15 protein-coding genes are annotated in these 16990 nt (G+C 66.5%); 4 read left to right on the plus strand and 11 right to left on the minus strand.

What is annotated here, in order from left to right:
- Positions 1–5: 5 nt before the first annotated feature.
- Positions 6–1073 (plus strand): 2-oxoacid:ferredoxin oxidoreductase subunit beta, encoded by a 1068-nt coding sequence (locus HGB39_RS06750; protein WP_052023914.1) that lies wholly within the window; start codon positions 6–8, stop codon positions 1071–1073.
- On the opposite strand, the gene HGB39_RS06755 is transcribed toward HGB39_RS06750, so the two are convergent.
- The 7 genes from HGB39_RS06755 to HGB39_RS06785 all read right to left on the minus strand — a co-directional run bounded on the left by HGB39_RS06755 (position 1049) and on the right by HGB39_RS06785 (position 9220).
- On the minus strand, positions 1049–2413 hold the full coding sequence (locus tag HGB39_RS06755; RefSeq protein WP_043787652.1) for an MFS transporter: 1365 nt from the start codon (positions 2411–2413) through the stop codon (positions 1049–1051). The genes HGB39_RS06750 and HGB39_RS06755 overlap by 25 nt on opposite strands.
- A gap of 146 nt (positions 2414–2559) precedes the next feature.
- Positions 2560–3354: a 1,6-dihydroxycyclohexa-2,4-diene-1-carboxylate dehydrogenase gene (locus HGB39_RS06760; RefSeq protein ID WP_005562301.1), complete on the minus strand. Its 795-nt coding sequence runs from the start codon at positions 3352–3354 to the stop codon at positions 2560–2562.
- A complete protein-coding gene (gene benC / locus HGB39_RS06765) occupies positions 3351–4889 on the minus strand; it encodes a benzoate 1,2-dioxygenase electron transfer component BenC (protein WP_005562302.1) in 1539 nt (512 codons plus the stop codon). The genes HGB39_RS06760 and benC overlap by 4 nt, the downstream gene beginning before the upstream one ends.
- 36 nt (positions 4890–4925) lie before the next feature.
- Complete coding sequence (gene benB / locus HGB39_RS06770; RefSeq protein ID WP_005562303.1) at positions 4926–5435, minus strand: benzoate 1,2-dioxygenase small subunit; 510 nt, start codon at positions 5433–5435, stop codon at positions 4926–4928.
- 14 nt (positions 5436–5449) lie between these two features.
- Complete coding sequence (gene benA / locus HGB39_RS06775; protein ID WP_005562304.1) at positions 5450–6826, minus strand: benzoate 1,2-dioxygenase large subunit; 1377 nt, start codon at positions 6824–6826, stop codon at positions 5450–5452.
- Between the two features lie 184 nt (positions 6827–7010).
- The gene (locus tag HGB39_RS06780; protein ID WP_005258731.1) at positions 7011–8006 is read right to left on the minus strand and encodes a 2Fe-2S iron-sulfur cluster-binding protein; all 996 of its coding nucleotides are present in this window, start codon (positions 8004–8006) and stop codon (positions 7011–7013) included.
- Between the two features lie 2 nt (positions 8007–8008).
- Entirely contained in the window at positions 8009–9220 is a 1212-nt protein-coding gene (locus HGB39_RS06785) for a cytochrome P450 (protein WP_005562305.1), read from the minus strand.
- 217 nt (positions 9221–9437) lie between these two features.
- Here HGB39_RS06785 and HGB39_RS06790 point away from each other — a divergent pair, with 217 nt between their 5' ends.
- Positions 9438–10385, plus strand: a complete 948-nt coding sequence (locus HGB39_RS06790; protein ID WP_005562308.1) for an AraC family transcriptional regulator — start codon at positions 9438–9440, stop codon at positions 10383–10385.
- A 22-nt stretch (positions 10386–10407) separates the two neighbouring features.
- Here the strand turns inward: HGB39_RS06790 and HGB39_RS06795 are convergent, their stop codons facing one another.
- Together HGB39_RS06795 and HGB39_RS06800 are read right to left on the minus strand one after the other, a co-directional pair.
- Complete coding sequence (locus HGB39_RS06795) at positions 10408–12024, minus strand: 4-hydroxyphenylacetate 3-hydroxylase family protein (protein ID WP_005264050.1); 1617 nt, start codon at positions 12022–12024, stop codon at positions 10408–10410.
- A gap of 24 nt (positions 12025–12048) precedes the next feature.
- Positions 12049–12609 (minus strand): flavin reductase family protein, encoded by a 561-nt coding sequence (locus tag HGB39_RS06800; protein ID WP_037231006.1) that lies wholly within the window; start codon positions 12607–12609, stop codon positions 12049–12051.
- Between the two features lie 165 nt (positions 12610–12774).
- On the opposite strand from HGB39_RS06800, the gene HGB39_RS06805 reads away from it, so the two are divergent.
- Positions 12775–13713, plus strand: coding sequence for an AraC family transcriptional regulator (locus tag HGB39_RS06805; RefSeq protein ID WP_005573871.1), 939 nt, complete (start codon positions 12775–12777; stop codon positions 13711–13713).
- Between the two features lie 10 nt (positions 13714–13723).
- On the opposite strand, the gene HGB39_RS06810 is transcribed toward HGB39_RS06805, so the two are convergent.
- Together HGB39_RS06810 and HGB39_RS06815 are read right to left on the minus strand one after the other, a co-directional pair.
- Complete coding sequence (locus HGB39_RS06810) at positions 13724–15208, minus strand: multicopper oxidase family protein (protein WP_064080055.1); 1485 nt, start codon at positions 15206–15208, stop codon at positions 13724–13726.
- A gap of 52 nt (positions 15209–15260) precedes the next feature.
- Entirely contained in the window at positions 15261–16208 is a 948-nt protein-coding gene (locus tag HGB39_RS06815) for an acyl-CoA thioesterase (RefSeq protein WP_005573872.1), read from the minus strand.
- Positions 16209–16441: 233 nt separating this feature from the next.
- Between HGB39_RS06815 and HGB39_RS06820 the strand changes: the two genes are divergently transcribed.
- On the plus strand, positions 16442–16978 hold the full coding sequence (locus tag HGB39_RS06820) for a dioxygenase family protein (protein ID WP_005573874.1): 537 nt from the start codon (positions 16442–16444) through the stop codon (positions 16976–16978).
- The last annotated feature ends 12 nt before the right edge of the window (positions 16979–16990 follow it).

The raw sequence follows: 16990 nt of genomic DNA on the forward strand, positions 1-16990 counted from the left end.
CACGGATGATCAGTCGTGTCGGTGCGGACCTGGGGCTGAGCGCCACCGCGCACGTGCCCCAGACCGACGAACCGCAGAAGGCCAAGGACTTCACGTCGGACCAGGAGGTCCGGTGGTGTCCGGGCTGCGGAGACTACGTCATCCTCGCCACGATCCGAAGTTTCCTGCCGGAGTTGGGACTCCGACGCGAGAACCTGATGTTCGTCTCCGGCATCGGTTGCTCGAGCCGGTTCCCGTACTACCTGGACACGTACGGCCTGCACTCGATCCACGGTCGTGCGCCCGCCATCGCGACGGGTCTCGCGGTGACGCGCCCCGACCTGTCGGTGTGGGTGGTGACCGGTGACGGCGACGCGCTGTCGATCGGGGGCAACCATCTCATCCACGCCCTGCGGAGAAACGTCAACATGACGATCCTGCTGTTCAACAACAGGATCTACGGGCTGACCAAGGGGCAGTACTCGCCTACCTCGGAGGTCGGCAAGGTCACCAAGTCGACACCGCTGGGGTCGGTGGACCACCCGTTCAACACGCTGTCCCTCGTGCTGGGAGCCGAGGCCACGTTCGCGGCCCGCGCCCTGGACTCGGACCGCAAGGGGCTGACAGAGGTGCTGCGGCAGGCGGCGGCCCACCGCGGCACGTCGTTCGTGGAGATCTACCAGGACTGCCCGATCTTCAACGACGGCTCGTTCGACGTACTACGCAAGGACGGTTCGGAGCAGCGCCTCATCCCGCTGACCCACGGCGATCCGATCGTGTTCGGCGGAGCAGGCGAATACTGCGTCGTCCGATCGGGTTTCGGTCTGAAGGTGGTCGCGACCGCCGACGTCGACCGGGCCGAGATCGTCGTGCACGACGCCCACACCGACGACCCCGACTACGCGTCCGCCCTGTCGAGACTTTCCGACCAGGACCTCACCCACACCGTGACCGGTGTGTTCCGCAGTGTCGTGCGGGACACGTACGACGACATGGTGCGTCTGCAGAACGAGATCGCGCGGGAGAAGGACCCCGTCGACGACGGCTCGCTGCAGCGCCTGCTGACCGGTCACGACACCTGGACGGTGGAGTAGGCGGCTTCGCGGGTGCCCGCCACCTCGGCGCGGGTGACCCGTGCACGCGGAACGAAGAACGTCACGATCCCGCCCAGGACGGCGATGCCCGCGAAGACGTAGAACGCCACCTGGCTGCTGATGCCCGCGCTGATCAGTGCTCCGCCGATCAGTGGGCCGAAGATGCCGCCCAGCCGGCCGAATCCGGCGCACCACGCCACCCCGGCGCCGCGCGCGGACGTCGAGTAGTAGTTGGAGACGAAGCCGTAGATCAGGACCTGGGTGCCGATGGTGCCGACTCCGGCGACCGCGACGGACGCGAGCAGCACCGGCAGCGGGAAGCCGAGCGTCAGGAGTATCAGGGCGAGTGCGGCGAGACCGAACGTCGTGGCGACGACGCGTTGCGGTCCGATGCCGTCGGCGACCTTGGAGGCGATCAGGCCGCCGAGGATCGCGCCGCCGTTGAGGACGAGCAGGAACGACAGCGAACCTTTCGCGTTGAAACCGGCGTCCTCCATGATCTTCGGAAGCCACGTGTTGAGTCCGTACGTGAGCAGCAGGCCGGAGAAGCTCATCATGCCGAGAAGTGCAGTGCCCCAAACGTAACGGCGCGTCGTGAGTGCGGCGAAGCCGACCTTCTCGGCCGAGGCCCGTTCCGTGGCGATCTCGTCGGCGCCGGGCATCGGGATGCCCGTGCGTTCGGAGATGCGGCGGGCCTTGTCCTCGTGGCCGCGGGCGACGAGCCACTTCGGCGACTCGGGCAGTTTCACGAGCGCCAGCGGCAGCAGGATCACGATGGGCAGTGCGCCGATCCAGAAGAGGCCGCGCCAGCCGATCGTGTCGCGCAGGACGATCGCGAGGAGGGACGCGAGCACCCCGCCGGCGGGGACGCCGCTGTAGACGATGGCGTTGTACAGGTTCCGCTTTCCGGGAGGGGCGAACTCCGCCACCATCGCACCGGCGGTGGCGACGAGGCCACCGACCCCGATACCGGTGAAGAATCGCAGCAGGCCGAACATGGTGACGTTGGTGGCCAACGCGGCGAGCCCCATTCCGATGGAGAACCACGCGATGTTGACGAGCATCATCCGCCGCCGGCCCAGGTAGTCGCCCACGGCGCCGGCGGTGAGCGCGCCCACCATGACACCGATGAGCGCGTACGAGCCCAATGCACCGGCCTGCTGCGCGGAGATCTCGCCGAGCTGGCCGGGATCGTTCATCAACGTCGGGAGGATGGTGCCGTACACGACGAGGTCGTAGCCGTCGAAGATGATCGCGATCGTGGCGATCGCGACGACCCACGTGACGGCACTGCGGTGTCTCGGACTCGCCCAGGTATCGGGGGTGGTGGATGGGTTCATGGTGATCTCCGCTCGGTGGGTGTGACGGGGAACCGGGCCGAACTCGTAAGTGTGCTGTGTCACAATCGAATTCGGCTAAAGAAATGCCCCATCGGCGAGACGATGCAATGCGCCCCGCCGATGAGGCGGTCGAGATCTGTGGGCAGCTAGCCGAGGTCGCCACCGGCGACGGGCAGTACCGTCCCGGTGATGTAAGTGGCCTCGTCGGAGGCCAGGAAGACGATGGCCGCGGCCTGCTCGTCCAGCGTTCCGTACCGCTTCAGCAGGGACGAGTCGACGGTCTGGTCGACGATCTGCTGGTACCAGGCCTTCTCCTGATCGGTCTCCGCGCCGGGGCCGCGGGGAACGCGGCGAGCGGGCGCCTCGGTGCCGCCGGGTGCGGTGGCCACCACGCGGATTCCGTACTGTGCGGCTTCCAGAGCGAGTGACGCGGTCAGGGCGTTGACCCCGCCCTTCGACGCCGCGTAGGGCACGCGGTTGACACCCCGCGTGGCCACCGAGGACACGTTGACGATGGTGCCCGACTGCTGCGCGATGAGGTGGGGGAGGACGGCGCGGCACGTCCACAGGGTCGGGAACAGCGACCGCTGCACCTCCGCCTGGATCTGCTCGGCGGTGTAGTGCTCGTACGGCTTGGCCCAGATGGTGCCGCCGACGTTGTTGATCAGCACGTCGAGTCGGCCGTGCTGCTGCCGCGCCTCGTCGATCGCCGCCTCGGCGTCGGCGAACTGTTCCAGATCGGCGGTGATGCTGTGCGCGTCGGTGCCGTTCTCGCGCAACCCCTTCGCGACGTCGTGGACGAGTTCGGCGCGGTCGATCAGGATCAGCGACGCACCCTCGGCCGCGAGTCGGGTCGCGACCGTCAGGCCGATGCCCTGCGCTGCGCCGGTGACCACGACGACCTTGCCGTCGAAACGGTGCGGAGTGACGAGTCCACTCATGCGACGGCACTCCTCTCGATGGCGCGGCACATGGTGGCCTTGGCGTGCGCGCTGTGGCTGACGATCAGGTCGTGGGCGGCGGCCCGGTCACCCTTCTCGAAGGCGGCGACGATGTCGAGGTGGTCGTGCTGGATGTGCTCGTCCACCCAGTCCGCGGTGCGGAGCACCTTCGTCATGAGCTGCGTGACCTCCAGGCGGTTGTACGCCTCGAGGAGCACGTCGTTTGCGGTGCACCGGAACAGGAATTCGTGGAATGCGGCGTTGGTGTCGGTAAAGGCGCCTGCGTCCGTGAAGTGGTCGTTCTCGATCGATTCGCACGAGGTCTCGGCGAGGATCCGGTACTCGGACAGCTGTTCCTTCGTCATCCGGCCGATGGTCAGTTCCATCGCCCCGAGTTCGAGCGCCATGCGGGCGTCGAACTGCGCGTCCGACTCGGACAGCGGCTGGTGTTCCTCGCCGATCTCGTACTCGGGGGCCGCCTCGACGGCGTTGGCCGCCGACGGTGCGGACGCCTCGGACCCACTCGGTGTCGCCGCGTTGTTGAACTTCTCGAAGTAGAAGTTCGCCGGCGTGATGCCCTCCGACTTCAGGTGGTCGCGCACCGCCTCGACCATGGGAGGCGGACCGCACAGGTACACGTCCACGTCGCCGTCGTTCAGGTGTGCGGGCTCGAACAGGCCGGTGACGTATCCCTTGTTCGGTGCACTGCTCGCCGGGTCGGACACGCAGTAGTCGAACGTGAACCGGGGCAGGGACTTCGTGTACTCCTCGAGCTTGTCCAGTTCCACCAGGTCCGCGTCGGACGAGACTCCGTAGACCAGGTGCACGGGGTGGTCGGCGGCGTCGGTGCGCATCTTGTCGAGGATCGACAGCAGCGGGGCCAGCCCGGTGCCGCCGGCCAGCAGCAGGGCGCGACGCTTCTGCTCGCGGAGGAAGAAGCTTCCCATCGGGCCGGTGAACTCGAGCGTGTCGCCGACCTGTGCGCGGCTACGCAGGTACTCCGACATCAGGCCGCCGTCGGTGATCTTGACCAGGAACGACAGTTCCTTCGACGTGGGTCCGGTGCTGAACGAGTACGAGCGCGTCGCTTCGGTCCCGGGAACGGTGATGTTCACGTACTGGCCGGGGAGGAAAACCAGGTCGTCCCGGTTCGCGATCTCGATCGTGAACCCGATGGTCGTGTCGGAGAACTTACGGATCTCCGTGACCGTCGACGAGAACGTGCCTGCGGCGGTCTTCGCGACGTCGGACGTCGTCGGGATCTGCAGTACCAAATCGCTTTCCGGCATCATCTGGCACGGAAGGCAGTAACCCTGCTCCGCCTCTTCGTCGGTGAGCGCTTCCTCGATGTAGTCGCCGCCGTCGTACGTGCCGGATTCGCAGAGCGACTTGCAGGTGCCGCACGCCCCGTCTCGACAGTCGAGAGGAATGTTGATGCGCGCGCGGTAGGACGCGTCGGCGACCGTCTCGTCGCCGTCACACTTGATGAAGCGGGTGATCCCGTCCTCGAAACTCAGTGCAACTTGGAAAGTCATGGAAAACAGCTCGATTCGCGAAGAATGGGGAAGAAATCAGATGTGGTAGATGTCGACCACGTGGTGGATGTAGTCGTTCTTGAGCACGACCTTCTTCTTCAGGATCAGAGGCTGCTCACCAGAGAAGTCGATGGTGTAGAACGAATTCCCGAAGTACGTGTCGACCGTGTTGTACCGGAAGTAGAGCGTGAACCAGTTGAACCGGACATCTACGACTTCGCCGCGACGGTCGGTGACCTCGACGTTCGAGATGTTGTGACCGGTGCGGGGTTCCGGAAGGCTCGTCGCGCTCGACCGGTCGGTCTTGATGCGGAAGACCCGGTCCTCGATGCCACCACGGTTGGCGTAGTAGATCAGGGAGATCTCGGTCATCGGGTCGGTGGTCAGGTCACCGTCGTCGGCCCACGCCGGCATCCAGAACTCGGAGTCGGGGTGATAGCACTCGATCCACTTCTCGAAATCGCGGTCGTCGAGGTAGCGGGCCTCACGGTAGAGGAACTGCTCGATGGCGTGCTGGGTGACAGTGCTTTCGGCTACTGCGGTCATGTTCGTCGTCTCCCTCAGCGGTTGTTCGCGGCAGCGTCGGCGTCGAGCGCCTTGGTGAGCGCTTGCACCCAGTAGCCGTGCTGGATCGGGTAGAGGCCCTCGTCCTCGGTCTTCACACCACTGGAGATGGGATTGATGCCGATCTTCTTCGCACCCTCGTCGGGGCCCTGGAGTTGGTGGGTGACACCGCGGCTGAGGTCGTTGAACGGTGCGGCGCCGGCCTGGTACGTCTTCTGGCAGGAGCGGAACTCCTCGAGATCGTCCGGGGTGGCCATGCCGGTGGCGTTGAAGAAGTCCTCGTACTGGCGGATGCGGGCGGCGCGTGCCGTGCGGCTCTCACCCTTGGGGGCGATGCAGTAGATGGTGACCTCGGTCTTGTCGACGGAGATCGGACGGAAATGCCGGATCTGCGAACCGAACTGGTCCATCAGGTACACGTTCGGGTACAGGCACAGGTTGCGGGACACACCGATCATCCAGTCGGCGCGGTCCTCTCCGTACTCGGCGACGAGTTCGTCGCGACGCTCGTTGAGGGGACGGTTGGCGGGGTCCGCCCACTTGGTCCACAGCAGCAGGTGACCGTTGTCGAACGAGTAGTACCCGCCCTGCTGCTTCGACCACTTGCCGGCGTCCATCGCCTTCGTGGCGTTGGTGGACTCGCCCGACTCCCGGCGCGACGTGGTCGCGGCGTAGTTCCAGTGGGTGGCGGACACGTGGTAGCCGTCGGCGCCGTTCTCGGTCTGCAGCTTCCAGTTGCCGTCATAGGTGTAGGTGGACGCACCACGCAGGACCTCGAGGCCGTCGGGCGACTGGTCGACGATCATGTCGATGATCTTCGTGGTGTCACCGAGGTGCTCCTCGAGCGGTGGGACGTCGGCGTTGAGGCTGCCGAACAGGAAACCGCGGTAGTTCTCGAACCGCGCGACCTTGGTGAGGTCGTGGGAGCCGTCCTTGTTGAACTGCTCCGGGTAGCCGGCCTCACGCGGGTCCTTGACCTTGAGGAGCTTGCCCGAATTGTTGAACGTCCAGCCGTGGAACGGGCAGGTGAACGTGGTCCGGTTGTCCGTCTTGCGCCTGCACAGCATGGCGCCGCGGTGGCTGCACGCGTTCACCAGGGCGTTGAGTTCGCCCTCCTTGTTGCGGGAGATCACGATCGGCTGGCGGCCCATGTACGTGGTGAAGTAGTCGCCGACGTTCGGGATCTGGCTTTCGTGGGCCAGGTAGATCCAGTTGCCCTCGAAGATGTGCTTCATCTCGAGTTCGAACAGGTCCTCGTCGGTGAAAACGCTACGTCGCACCTGGTAGCGGCCGGTTTCCGCGTCCTCGATGAGCGCGTCGGCCAGCTTGGCGCGCACGTCGTCGGACGGCGCTGTGTACAGGGTTTCAGTCATGGGATCCTCCAAGATCTCCGGGGGGCTTGCGCCCTGCGAGGGCGCCCGGGTCCGGCAATGGATTCCACTCTTGCAGCCTGTGCGCTGCATCACACTAGGTATTTACCGAGTACTGACTAGGACGTGTTCGGCATGCGTACGCCGAGGCTCGGAGGGCCTCGGCGTACGCATCGGGATGCCGTAATCACGCGGCGGGCGTGAACTTCTCCCGGAAGATGCGTCGCGGAGCAATGCGCCGGCGCTTGAACGCCTTGACGCCGGCGTCGACCATCGCCGGCGGCCCGCACAGGTACCCGGAGTATCCGCGACAGGTGTCGAAGTCCTCCACGAACGCGTCCGTGACGTAACCGGACCGCCCGGACCACGACTGGTCGCTCAGACACGGCACGTACCGGAAGCCCGGGTGCGCTCGCTCCCACTCCTGGAACAGGTCGACATCGTAGAGGTCGGACTCCTCGCGCACGCCGTGATACAGGTGGATCGCGCGGTCCGGAGCGACGGTGAGTGCTTGGTGGACGATCGATTTCAGCGGGGCGAGGCCCGTTCCGCCGCCCAGCAGGATCATCGGACCCTCGTCCTCCGGATCGAGACGGAAGTCCCCGAGCGGCCCCACCATGTCGACGCGCTCGCCGACGGACAACGAGCCGAACACCCAACCGTCCGTCGCGATTCCACCCGGTTGCCTGCGGATGTGGAACTCGAGTTGTTTCGACTCGCCCGGCGTATTCGCCATCGAGTACTGGCGGCGGTGGTCGGTGCCGGGTACTCGCAGTTCGACGTACTGCCCCGCGGAGAATTCGAGCGGGCTGTCGAGCGTGACGAGAACCCGCCGCGTGTCACGGGCAACGTCCTCGATCGCGCTCACGGTGCCGACGAGGTCCCGCAGGGTGTGGACGGTGCCCGCGGGCGCCGCGTCGAGGCGTTCCACCACCGTGTCACTGCACGGGGTCGCCTGGCAGGCCAGCGCAAACCCCTGCTCGCGTTCGGCCCGGGTCAGCGTGTGTTCGGGCGACAGGCCGTGATCGACCTCCCCCGATACGACCCGCAGCTTGCACGTTCCGCACGTGCCCTGGTTGCAGGAGTTCGGCATCCACACGCTGCCCCGGAGGAAAGCGTCGAGTATCGGCTGGTCGGGGCGGCATTCCACCCTGTCGGCGGCGACGGAGACGGTGAAGGTCACGGCTACACCTCCCACGTGGCCCGGAGGGCGGTCGGGCCGCGGAAACCCCAGCCCCAGAACTCGACGTCCGCGCCGGAGTCACGTTCGAGGTTCGGGATCGCCTCGAACAACTCCTCGAGGCCGATGCGGCAGACGTGGTTCGCGAAGTAGATACCCGCGCACGCGTGGTTGCCGGAACCGAACGCCAGGTGGGGGAGCGGGGGGCGCGTCATGTCGTAGTCGGAGGGGGCGTCGTAGACAGCGGTGTCGTGGTTGGCCGAACCGTAGGACAACAGGACCACGGATCCCTCGGGAAGGAACACGTCCCCGAGCGTGACGTCCTTGGTGCTGATGCGGGCCGTGGCCGACCAGATCGGCGAGGTCCAGCGCATTCCCTCGGAAATTGCCCGCGGAATCAGCGCGGGCTCGTCGATGACGGCCTCCAGTTGCTCGGGGCGGGTGAACAGGCCCACGAGTGTCGATGCCATTCCGTGCCCGGGTTCCTGCATCGCGCCCAGCAGGTAGACGAAGAGCGTGGGGTAGATGTAGTCGCGGTCGCGGACTTGTCCTTCGGGCATGCCGTCGTGCAACCAGTGCGAGATGGCGCTGTCATCGGGGTTGACGATCCAGTTGTCGATGAGCGGATCGACGACGGCCCGGATCTCTGCCTTGGCCTCGTCGCCCTGCACGAATCCCTCCGGGTTCGTGAATTCGCCGTCCGCGTCCACTCCGGCATTGGTAAAGGAGTTCGACAGCCGGTGGAACCAGTCACGCAATGTGTCCGAGCTGACGTCGTTCAACCCCAGCAGGTCACCGAGTGCGCGCACGCTGACGGGTTCGCAGTACTGCGAGACCAGATCGGCCTTGCCGTCGTTCTCGAACTGCTCCACGTAGCGCCGCGCGATGGGGCGGACGAGTCCGTCGACCCAACGGTCCACCTCCGACGGTTGCAGTGCGGGGTCGACCATCGAGCGGAGGTCGCGGTGGATCTCGCCGTTGACGCCGATCACCGCAGGGTGACCGAACGTGCGGCCGCCGGCCTTGGTGATGATCCCCTCGAAGTCGGGGCTGTTGGCGATGGTGCGGCACAGGTCGGCGGTGGTCGCGACGAACGAGCCGAGGACCGGGACGTAGGCCAGCGGCGCCTCGGCGCGCAGCCGCTCGTAGACGGGGTACGGGTTGCGCTCGAGTTCCGTCATCGTGATCTCGTCGATCCAAGAGAGGGTGGCGGTCATCTGAATCTCCTCATTCAAAGCAACTGCTCGGAAACAACTTTCGTTGTGTGAGCGGGTGAGGAAGAAGGTAGGCCGTCGCAGGAGGGTGGTCTAGCCACCCTGCGCGGTCTCTGGACCATCTGCGCGACTACTTGTGATTGCGGTCTCAGTTATCCTCGACTGGGCGTGACGACACGGTTTCAATGAGGTCGGAACGATTCTTCAGTGAGGCAGGTGCATGACGATGGCATCGACGATCACCGAAACCCAGGACTGGGATGCGGCGTCGAGGGCGGTGGCCGGTGCGTACTTTCCCCACACGTTGACCGACTTGTCGCCGAACGGAGCGATGAAGCTGTCGATGCGGACCGTTGACCTCGGCCCCGTCACTCTCGGGAGGCTGGGCTGGGGTGCCGACGTGTCGATCGAGTGCGACTATCCGGATGCGTACGAGATCAACATTCCGCTGTCCGGTTCGCTGGAGTCCTGTTCGCAGGGCGACACGGTGCTGTCTCGGCCCGGTCAGGCCACGGTCTTCCGGGCGGACGAGCCGACCCTGATCACCCGGTGGAGCGGCGACTGCTCGGTGCTCGGCGTCAAATTCGACAGCGCCTACCTCGAGCAGGAGGCTGACCGGATCCTCGGCTCCGACCTGCGGCCCGGGCTGCACCTGCCCTCGCAGATCGATCTCACCGAGGCCCCGGGACACAGCTGGTTTCGTCTGGTGCGCTCATTGACCGCGCAACTGCGGGAGCCGGCCGACCTCCTGGCCAACCCGGTGGTCGGCCCACAGCTCGCCGGCGCGATCACCTCGGCGTTCGTCCTGGCCGTCACGCCCGACGAGGAGGTGCGCGGGGGCGCACCCCGACCGCGAATCGTCAAGCGAGTGCTCGACGGACTCAACGACGACCCAGCCCGCGCCTGGACGGCAGCCGACATGGCCGAGTTGGCGGGTACCAGCGTCCGCCGGTTGCAGGAAGGGTTTCGCGAGTACGTCGGGCGCAGTCCGTCGGAATGCCTCCTCGACATCCGCCTGAGTCGCGCCGACGCCGACCTGAGGGCACTGGAACCCGGTGTCACGGTCTCCGAGGTCGCTGCCCGGTGGGGGTTCACCCATGCGGGCCGGTTCTCCGCCGCGTACCGACGGCGGTACGGCAAATCCCCGTCAGAGCTGATTCGCTTCTGACGGGGATTGCGTGGGTGTGCGGTTACTTGTTGCCGAAGTACGAGACGTCGTCGTTGCCGATGAGGTCGGGGACCGTCCAGCCGTCGAGGTCGTATTCGGACAGGCACTGCTCGGCGAAGCCCTTCATGGAGGCGACGTCGCCACGGTTCTCGGCGGCGAACAGCAGTTCCGCCTTGACGTTTTCGTGGTTGCCGGAGTAGTTGCGCTCGTAGAGTTCGTGCCGGCCGCCGAACTCACTGCCGATCGAATCCCACAGTGCCTTCATGATCTTGACGCGTTCGACGGCGGTCATGCCGTCGGAGCCGCGGACGTACTTGTCGAGGTACGGGCGGACGTCGGGGCTCTTGAAGTCGCGGGCGCTCGAGGGCAGGTAGATCAGCCCGGACGCGACGTCCTGTTCGATGATCTCCTTGATCCGCGGGTAGCCCTGGATCATGAACATGCGGTACGTGAGGCCGTACTCGAGCTTCGGGATGACGGTGTCGCCGATCCACGGCTCGGGGTTGCGTGCCATCGATTCGGTGAGTGACCAGAACAGGTTTCGCCAGCCGATGACCTCACCGACGCGGGTCTGCACGCCACGGAAACCGCCTGCGCCGGTGGCGTCGAGTGCCTTCATCAGCATGCCGGCGATGAAGTCGAGCTTCACGGCGAGACGGGTGCAGCCCTGGAAGGTGAAGCGGGGCAGGAATCCGGATTGCGGGAAGAAGCCGTTGATCTTGTCGACGTCGCCGTACATGAAGACGTTCTCCCACGGCACGAGCACCTTGTCGAAGATGAAGATGGTGTCGTTCTCGTCCATGCGGCTCGACAGCGGGTAGTCGAACGGGGTGCCCATCACGGCCGCGTTCTGGGTGAACGAGGACCGGCAGATCAGCTTCACGCCCGGTGCGTCCATCGGGACGGTGCAGATGAGGGCGAATTCCTTCTTCTTGATCGGCAGACCGTAGTGCGCGATGAAGTTGTAGTTGGTGATGGCCGAGCCGGTGGCCACGACCTTGGCGCCACTGACGATGAGTCCGGCGTCGGTTTCCTTCTCGACCTTCATGAACACGTCACCGACCTCGTCGGGCGGGAGCTGCCGGTCGACGGGCGGGTTGATGATCGCGTGGTTCCAGTAGAGAACCTTTTCCTGCGATTCCTTGTACCAGCGCTCGGCGTTGTCCTGGAACGGCGAGTACAGCTCCTTGTTGGCATGCAGGGTGCCGAGGAACGACGCCTTGTAATCGGGGGACCGGCCCATCCAGCCGTACGTCATGCGCGCCCAGGTGGCGATGGCGTCGCGTTCCTTCAGCAGGTCGTCCGAGGAGCTGGGTGCCTTGAAGAACGGCATCGTGACGCCGCCGTTGCCGGTGTCGGTGGGGGTGGTGACCTTGTCGACGTGTTCACCGGTGTGCATCGAGTCGTAGAGGCGTGCGGTCATCCGGATGGGGTTGCGGAACGCCGGATGCGTGGTGACGTCCTCGACGCGCTCGCCGTGTAACCAGATCTCGCGGTCGTCGCGCAACGACTCGATGTACTCGTCACCGGTCATCGGGCGCGACGCGAAGTTGGCGGTGCGGTTGGCTTCGCAGTCTGCGGCCGGGTTGACCTTCGTCGGGTCGAGCGCGGTCTCGGGAGCGCTTTCGGTGGTGGTCATGGAATGTCCTTTCGGATTGAGCGGTCAGTTGACGGGCTGAAGATGGAACGGGGTGAAGGAGGTGGTGGAGTCGAACCAGCCGTTGTTCGGATCGTCCATCGATCCGTTCCACGCGGCCGACGCGGACGGTGAGCCGAGATCGTGGAAGGTGCTCCGGTAGAACAGCAGCGGGTCCTTGCCGCTGGATTCGGCCGCGACGATCTCACCGATGAAGATGATGTGATCGCCGCCGTCGTACTCGGCCCACGGCCGGCACGACAGCGTGGCGGCGGCACCGCAGATGATGGGGGCGGTCGGCCCGTCGGCCCATACGGGTTCGGGGTTCTGCGGGCGCCCGGCGAAATGCATCGCGGTGTCCACCTGGTCGGCGGCGAGAATGTTGACGGCGAACGGTGCCTTGCTCAAATAGTTGCAGGCCTTGGACTTTCGGGTCAGGGTGATCTGGCACAGTCTCGGCTCGATCGAGACGGCGGTGAAGGCGGTGACCGTCGCTCCGTGCGGCAGGCCCTCGGAGTTGGCGCACGTGATGACCGTGACTCCGCTGGCAAACTGCCCGAAAATGTTCCGGAGTTCGCGTTGCTCCATGGTCGGAGCCTCCCTTCCTGTCCGGGGCGCTGATGAGGTACCGACGAAAGTACGACCGTGGGAACGGTGCGTCGATCCGCTGAGCGCGGAGGTGATCCGGTTTGCGCGGTGACTTGGATCACGCCGGAAATTGCAATCGAAGGTGTCCGTAGTCACACTGGTGCCATGCAGCCCGCGTCCAAGCTGATTCGCCCCGAAGATTGGGACGAAGCGTCGCATGTGGTGTCGGACGTGTACTTCCCGCACCGGCTGACCCCGCTGAACAGCTCGAACGCGGGCAACACCGTCGCGGAGGCGGTCGAACTCGGGCCCGTGAAGATCACTCATATCGGCTGGGGCGCCGACGTGTCGATCCAGTCCGACCACCCCGGCGCGTATGCGATCAATGTGCCGCTGTCGGGGCATCTGGAATCGGTGACCGGCAAGAACGAGGTGTCGTCCGTGCCCGGGGCGGGAACGATCTGCCCGCCCGACACGACGACGCTCATCACCGACTGGAGCAAGGACTGCTCCATCATCGGCGTGCGCGTCGACCGCGACCACCTGCACCGCGAGATGGCGCGGATCCTGGCGCGGCCGGGACTGCGTCTGCCCCCACAACTGGACCTGACCAGTGAGAACGGTGCCAGCTGGCTGGCGCTGGTGCGGTCGCTGCTCGACCAGATGCTGCGGTCGGACGGCATCTACACGAACCCCCTCGTCGCCGAGCAACTGTCGGGGGCGGTCACCACGGCGCTGGTCCTGGCAGCGATCCCGGACGACGAGACGGCCGGTGCCGGTACCCGGCCGCGCATCGTCAAGCGTGTCATCGACGAGATCCACGCCGACCCCGCGCGGGCGTGGACTGCGGCCGAGATGGCCGGGATCGCGGGCGTCGGGATCCGTCGCCTGCAGGAGGGATTCCAGGAGTACGTCGGGGTGAGCCCCCGCGACTACCTGCTGGACGTCCGGCTCGAACGTGTCCACGACGACCTGCTGCGCGCGGACGGTTCGTCGACAGTCGCCGAGGTCGCGATGCGCTGGGGTTTCACCCACACGGGCCGGTTCGCAGCGGCGTACCGCCGGAGGTACGGCGTGGCGCCCTCGGAAGCGCTCCGGGGCTGACGGTCCGGCGTCAGCTCACATAGGAGAAGATCGTCGCCATACCGGCGGCAAGGTGATAGTCGTTGTGGCAGTGCGTGATCCATTGACCAGGGTTGGTCGTGTCGATGTCGGCGGCGACGGTCTGCCCGGGGAGCACGATCACGGTGTCCTTCCGCGGTCCCGAACCGTCCGACCGGGCGACGGCGAACGTGTGCCCGTGCAGGTGCATGGGGTGGAACATCATCGTGGGGTTCGTATAGACCAGCCGCACTCGGTGGTCCCGGTGGACGGTCAGCGGGGTGTGGTCGGGGTAGGCCTTGCCGTTCACCGTCCACACGTACTGCATCATGTGGCCGCCGAGCGACGCCTCCAGGGTGACACCCGGGTCGACGACGGGTAACCGGACGGCGTCGGTGGCCCGCAAGCCGACCACGGTGAGTGGGGGAGGGCCCACCTCGCGGGGCGCCACGGCGGGGTCGGGGGCCGCGCCGCCGCCGGTGCGCACCACCGCGAATGCCTGCGCGCCCTTCCCCTCGGCGACCGCGACCAGCGGGAACACCCCGTCCTGAAGGGTGACGACGGCGTCGTACCGCTCGCCCATGCCGATCAGCACCGAGTCGGTGTCGACCGGTTCGACGGGGAAACCGTCCGTGTCCGTGACGGTCAGCCGGTGGCCACCCAGCGCGACCCGGAACGCGGTGTCGTCGCCCGCGTTGATCAGCCGGATGCGGGCTCGCCGCCCCGGCCGTGCGGTGAAGACGGTCGGATCGCCGGGTGGTTTCCCGTTCAGCAGGTACACCGGGTACCGGACGTCGCCGGAGTCACCGCCGAGCACGCGCGACGTCATCTCGGGCATGGACCTCATGCGCCCGCCGCGGAGTTCGTCGAAGACCTGCGACGGCGTGCGGTCGGTCAACCAGTCGGAGAGCACGACGACGAACTCGGCGTCGTAGTTCGCGGGAGCCCCGGGATCGTCGATGATCAGAGCCCCGTACAGCCCTCGGCCGCGCTGGAGATCGCCGTGCGTGTGGTACCAGTACGTGCCCGGGTCGGGCGGGATGAAGTCGTAGACGAACTCTGTGTCCGCCGGTATCGGAGCCTGCGTGACATCCGGGACCCCGTCCATGTCGTTGCGGATGGCCAGCCCGTGCCAGTGCACGGTGGTGGAATCCGGCAGCTGGTTGCGAAACCGCACCTGGACCCTGTCCCCGACGTTCGCCCGCAGGATCGGGCCTGGCAGCTGCGCGTTGTACAGCCACGCGGCAGTGCGTTTGCCTGCGAGGTCGACGTCGGACTGCGTCGCGGAGAGCTCGTAGGCGACCGGCCTGCCGCCGGGAAATCGCCGGGACTCGGCCTCGGCGAACGCGCGCACCTCCGGGGAGTCGGGTCCGATCGGGGCCTCGGTGTCGTCGGTACGGGCGCAGGCCCCGGTGAGCCCGAGGAGTGCAGCTCCGGCACCCCACTGCAGCACACGCCGCCGGGACAACTGCACGTCGAGTGGACGGTTCCCAGGCACCCCCCGCTCCTTCCCGCGGGTAGACCGTTTCCCGTGACGCTACTCGGGCGGATTACGCCAGGGCGCCGATTCGAGCCCGGTCGCGGAGGGCGATGAGTTCGCGGGCGTGCGCCTCCAGCTTGCGGTCCTCGTCGGACTGCGGCACCCACTGCTGCACTGCCGTTGCGGCGCCGTCCTCGTCGACGGCGGCGACGACGGTGAGGCAGTGGGTGGTGAGGTTCATTTCCCGGGTGCGCGGGTCGCCGGATCGCACGTGCACCGAGATGTGCATGGTCTGCGCGCCGGTGTGCAGCAGGCGGGCGTCGACCTCGACGACGTGACCGATCTGGATCGGGCGGTAGAAGCGCACCCCGCCGGCGTACACGGACACGCACGGCGTGCCGTTCCACGACGTGCCGCACAGGTAGGCGGCCTCGTCGATCCAGCGCATCACGGTTCCACCGTGCGTCTTGCCGCCCCAGTTGACGTCGGTGGGCGCGGCGAGGAAGCGGGTGAGCGATTCCGGTGCGGTGCCCGCGTCGGTGTAGTTCTGCTTGCTCATCGCCTCTTCGATGTCGGCCCGCAGGCCGATGCGCATGACCGCCTCCTCGGACTCGGCGCGGTCGGTGGCGGTGACGGGCTGCCACGGCGGCACGCTCGTCGGCTTACCGGAGTCGTCGACGGCGACGAAGATGATCAGGCAGTTGCTGGCCTCGGTGAACTGTCCGGTGCGCGGGTCGGCCGACGAAACGGTGCACTGGATGTGCATGCTCGAGCGCCCGGTGTGGACGAGCCGGGCTTCGACTTCGACGAGGTGACCCGACTCGATGGACCGGGTGAACTTGATGTTTCCCACGTAGGCGGTGACGCAGTAGCTCCCGCTCCAGCCGACCGCGCAGGCGTAGGCGGCCTTGTCGATCCATTCGAGGATCCGGCCGCCCTGGACGGCTCCTCCGAGCGTCGCCACTTCGGTGGGTGCGGCCAGGAAGCGGAGGGTGATGCTGCGGGGAGGCGTGGTCATCGATGTGATCCTCGGGGATTCGACGTGGCCGGCACGAGGGCGCGAACCGGGGACGGCGAAACGTCGTTGTCCGCCGGTGGCGGGGAAATTATCCCACAGATGCACCGGACCGACCCGTCCGTGATGTGAACGGACCGGAGGTTGACGAACGCATGTGACCACGCGCACACTCGACAACGACCGCACAGCGTTCTCAACGTACGCACAGCGTACGAGAGTGATGGGATCAGGTGATGACCTCGACGTCGACGACGACCGCACCTCACGTGGACCAGGCTTGCCTCGACCACGTCGACCGCGAGTTCTACCTTCCCGCGCAGCGAGTGCTGCCGTGGAAGGCGAACCTTGCGGCACTCCCCGGCGAACCGGGGCCTCCGCTCCGCATCGCGGGGGTCGTGCGCTCACGCGACGGCGCCCCTTTGTCGGGGGCGGAACTCGAGATCTGGCACGCGGACGCCGACGGCTGCTACTCCGGGTACTCCGTCGAGATTCTGCGCAACAACCTGCGCGGCATCGTCGTCACATGCGCCGGTGGCCGCTTCGACATCTCGACCGTGCAGCCGGCGCCGTGCGAATTCTCGAGCGCCCGAGGCGAAGCCGATGTCGGGCACGTCAACGTCGTCGTGCATGCGCGTGGCTTCCGACCGCTCGAGACGCGCCTGGTGCCGACACCGGGCGCATCGCGAGAAGTGGACGCGTCCGCCGTCGAGTCGCTCGTCGGCCTGGTCGGCGGAGAGGTCTCCTGCGACTTCGTGCTCGACCCGATCTGACCGAGTGATGCC

This window comes from Rhodococcus opacus, assembly GCF_012396235.1.
Lineage (GTDB): Bacteria > Actinomycetota > Actinomycetes > Mycobacteriales > Mycobacteriaceae > Rhodococcus_F > Rhodococcus_F opacus.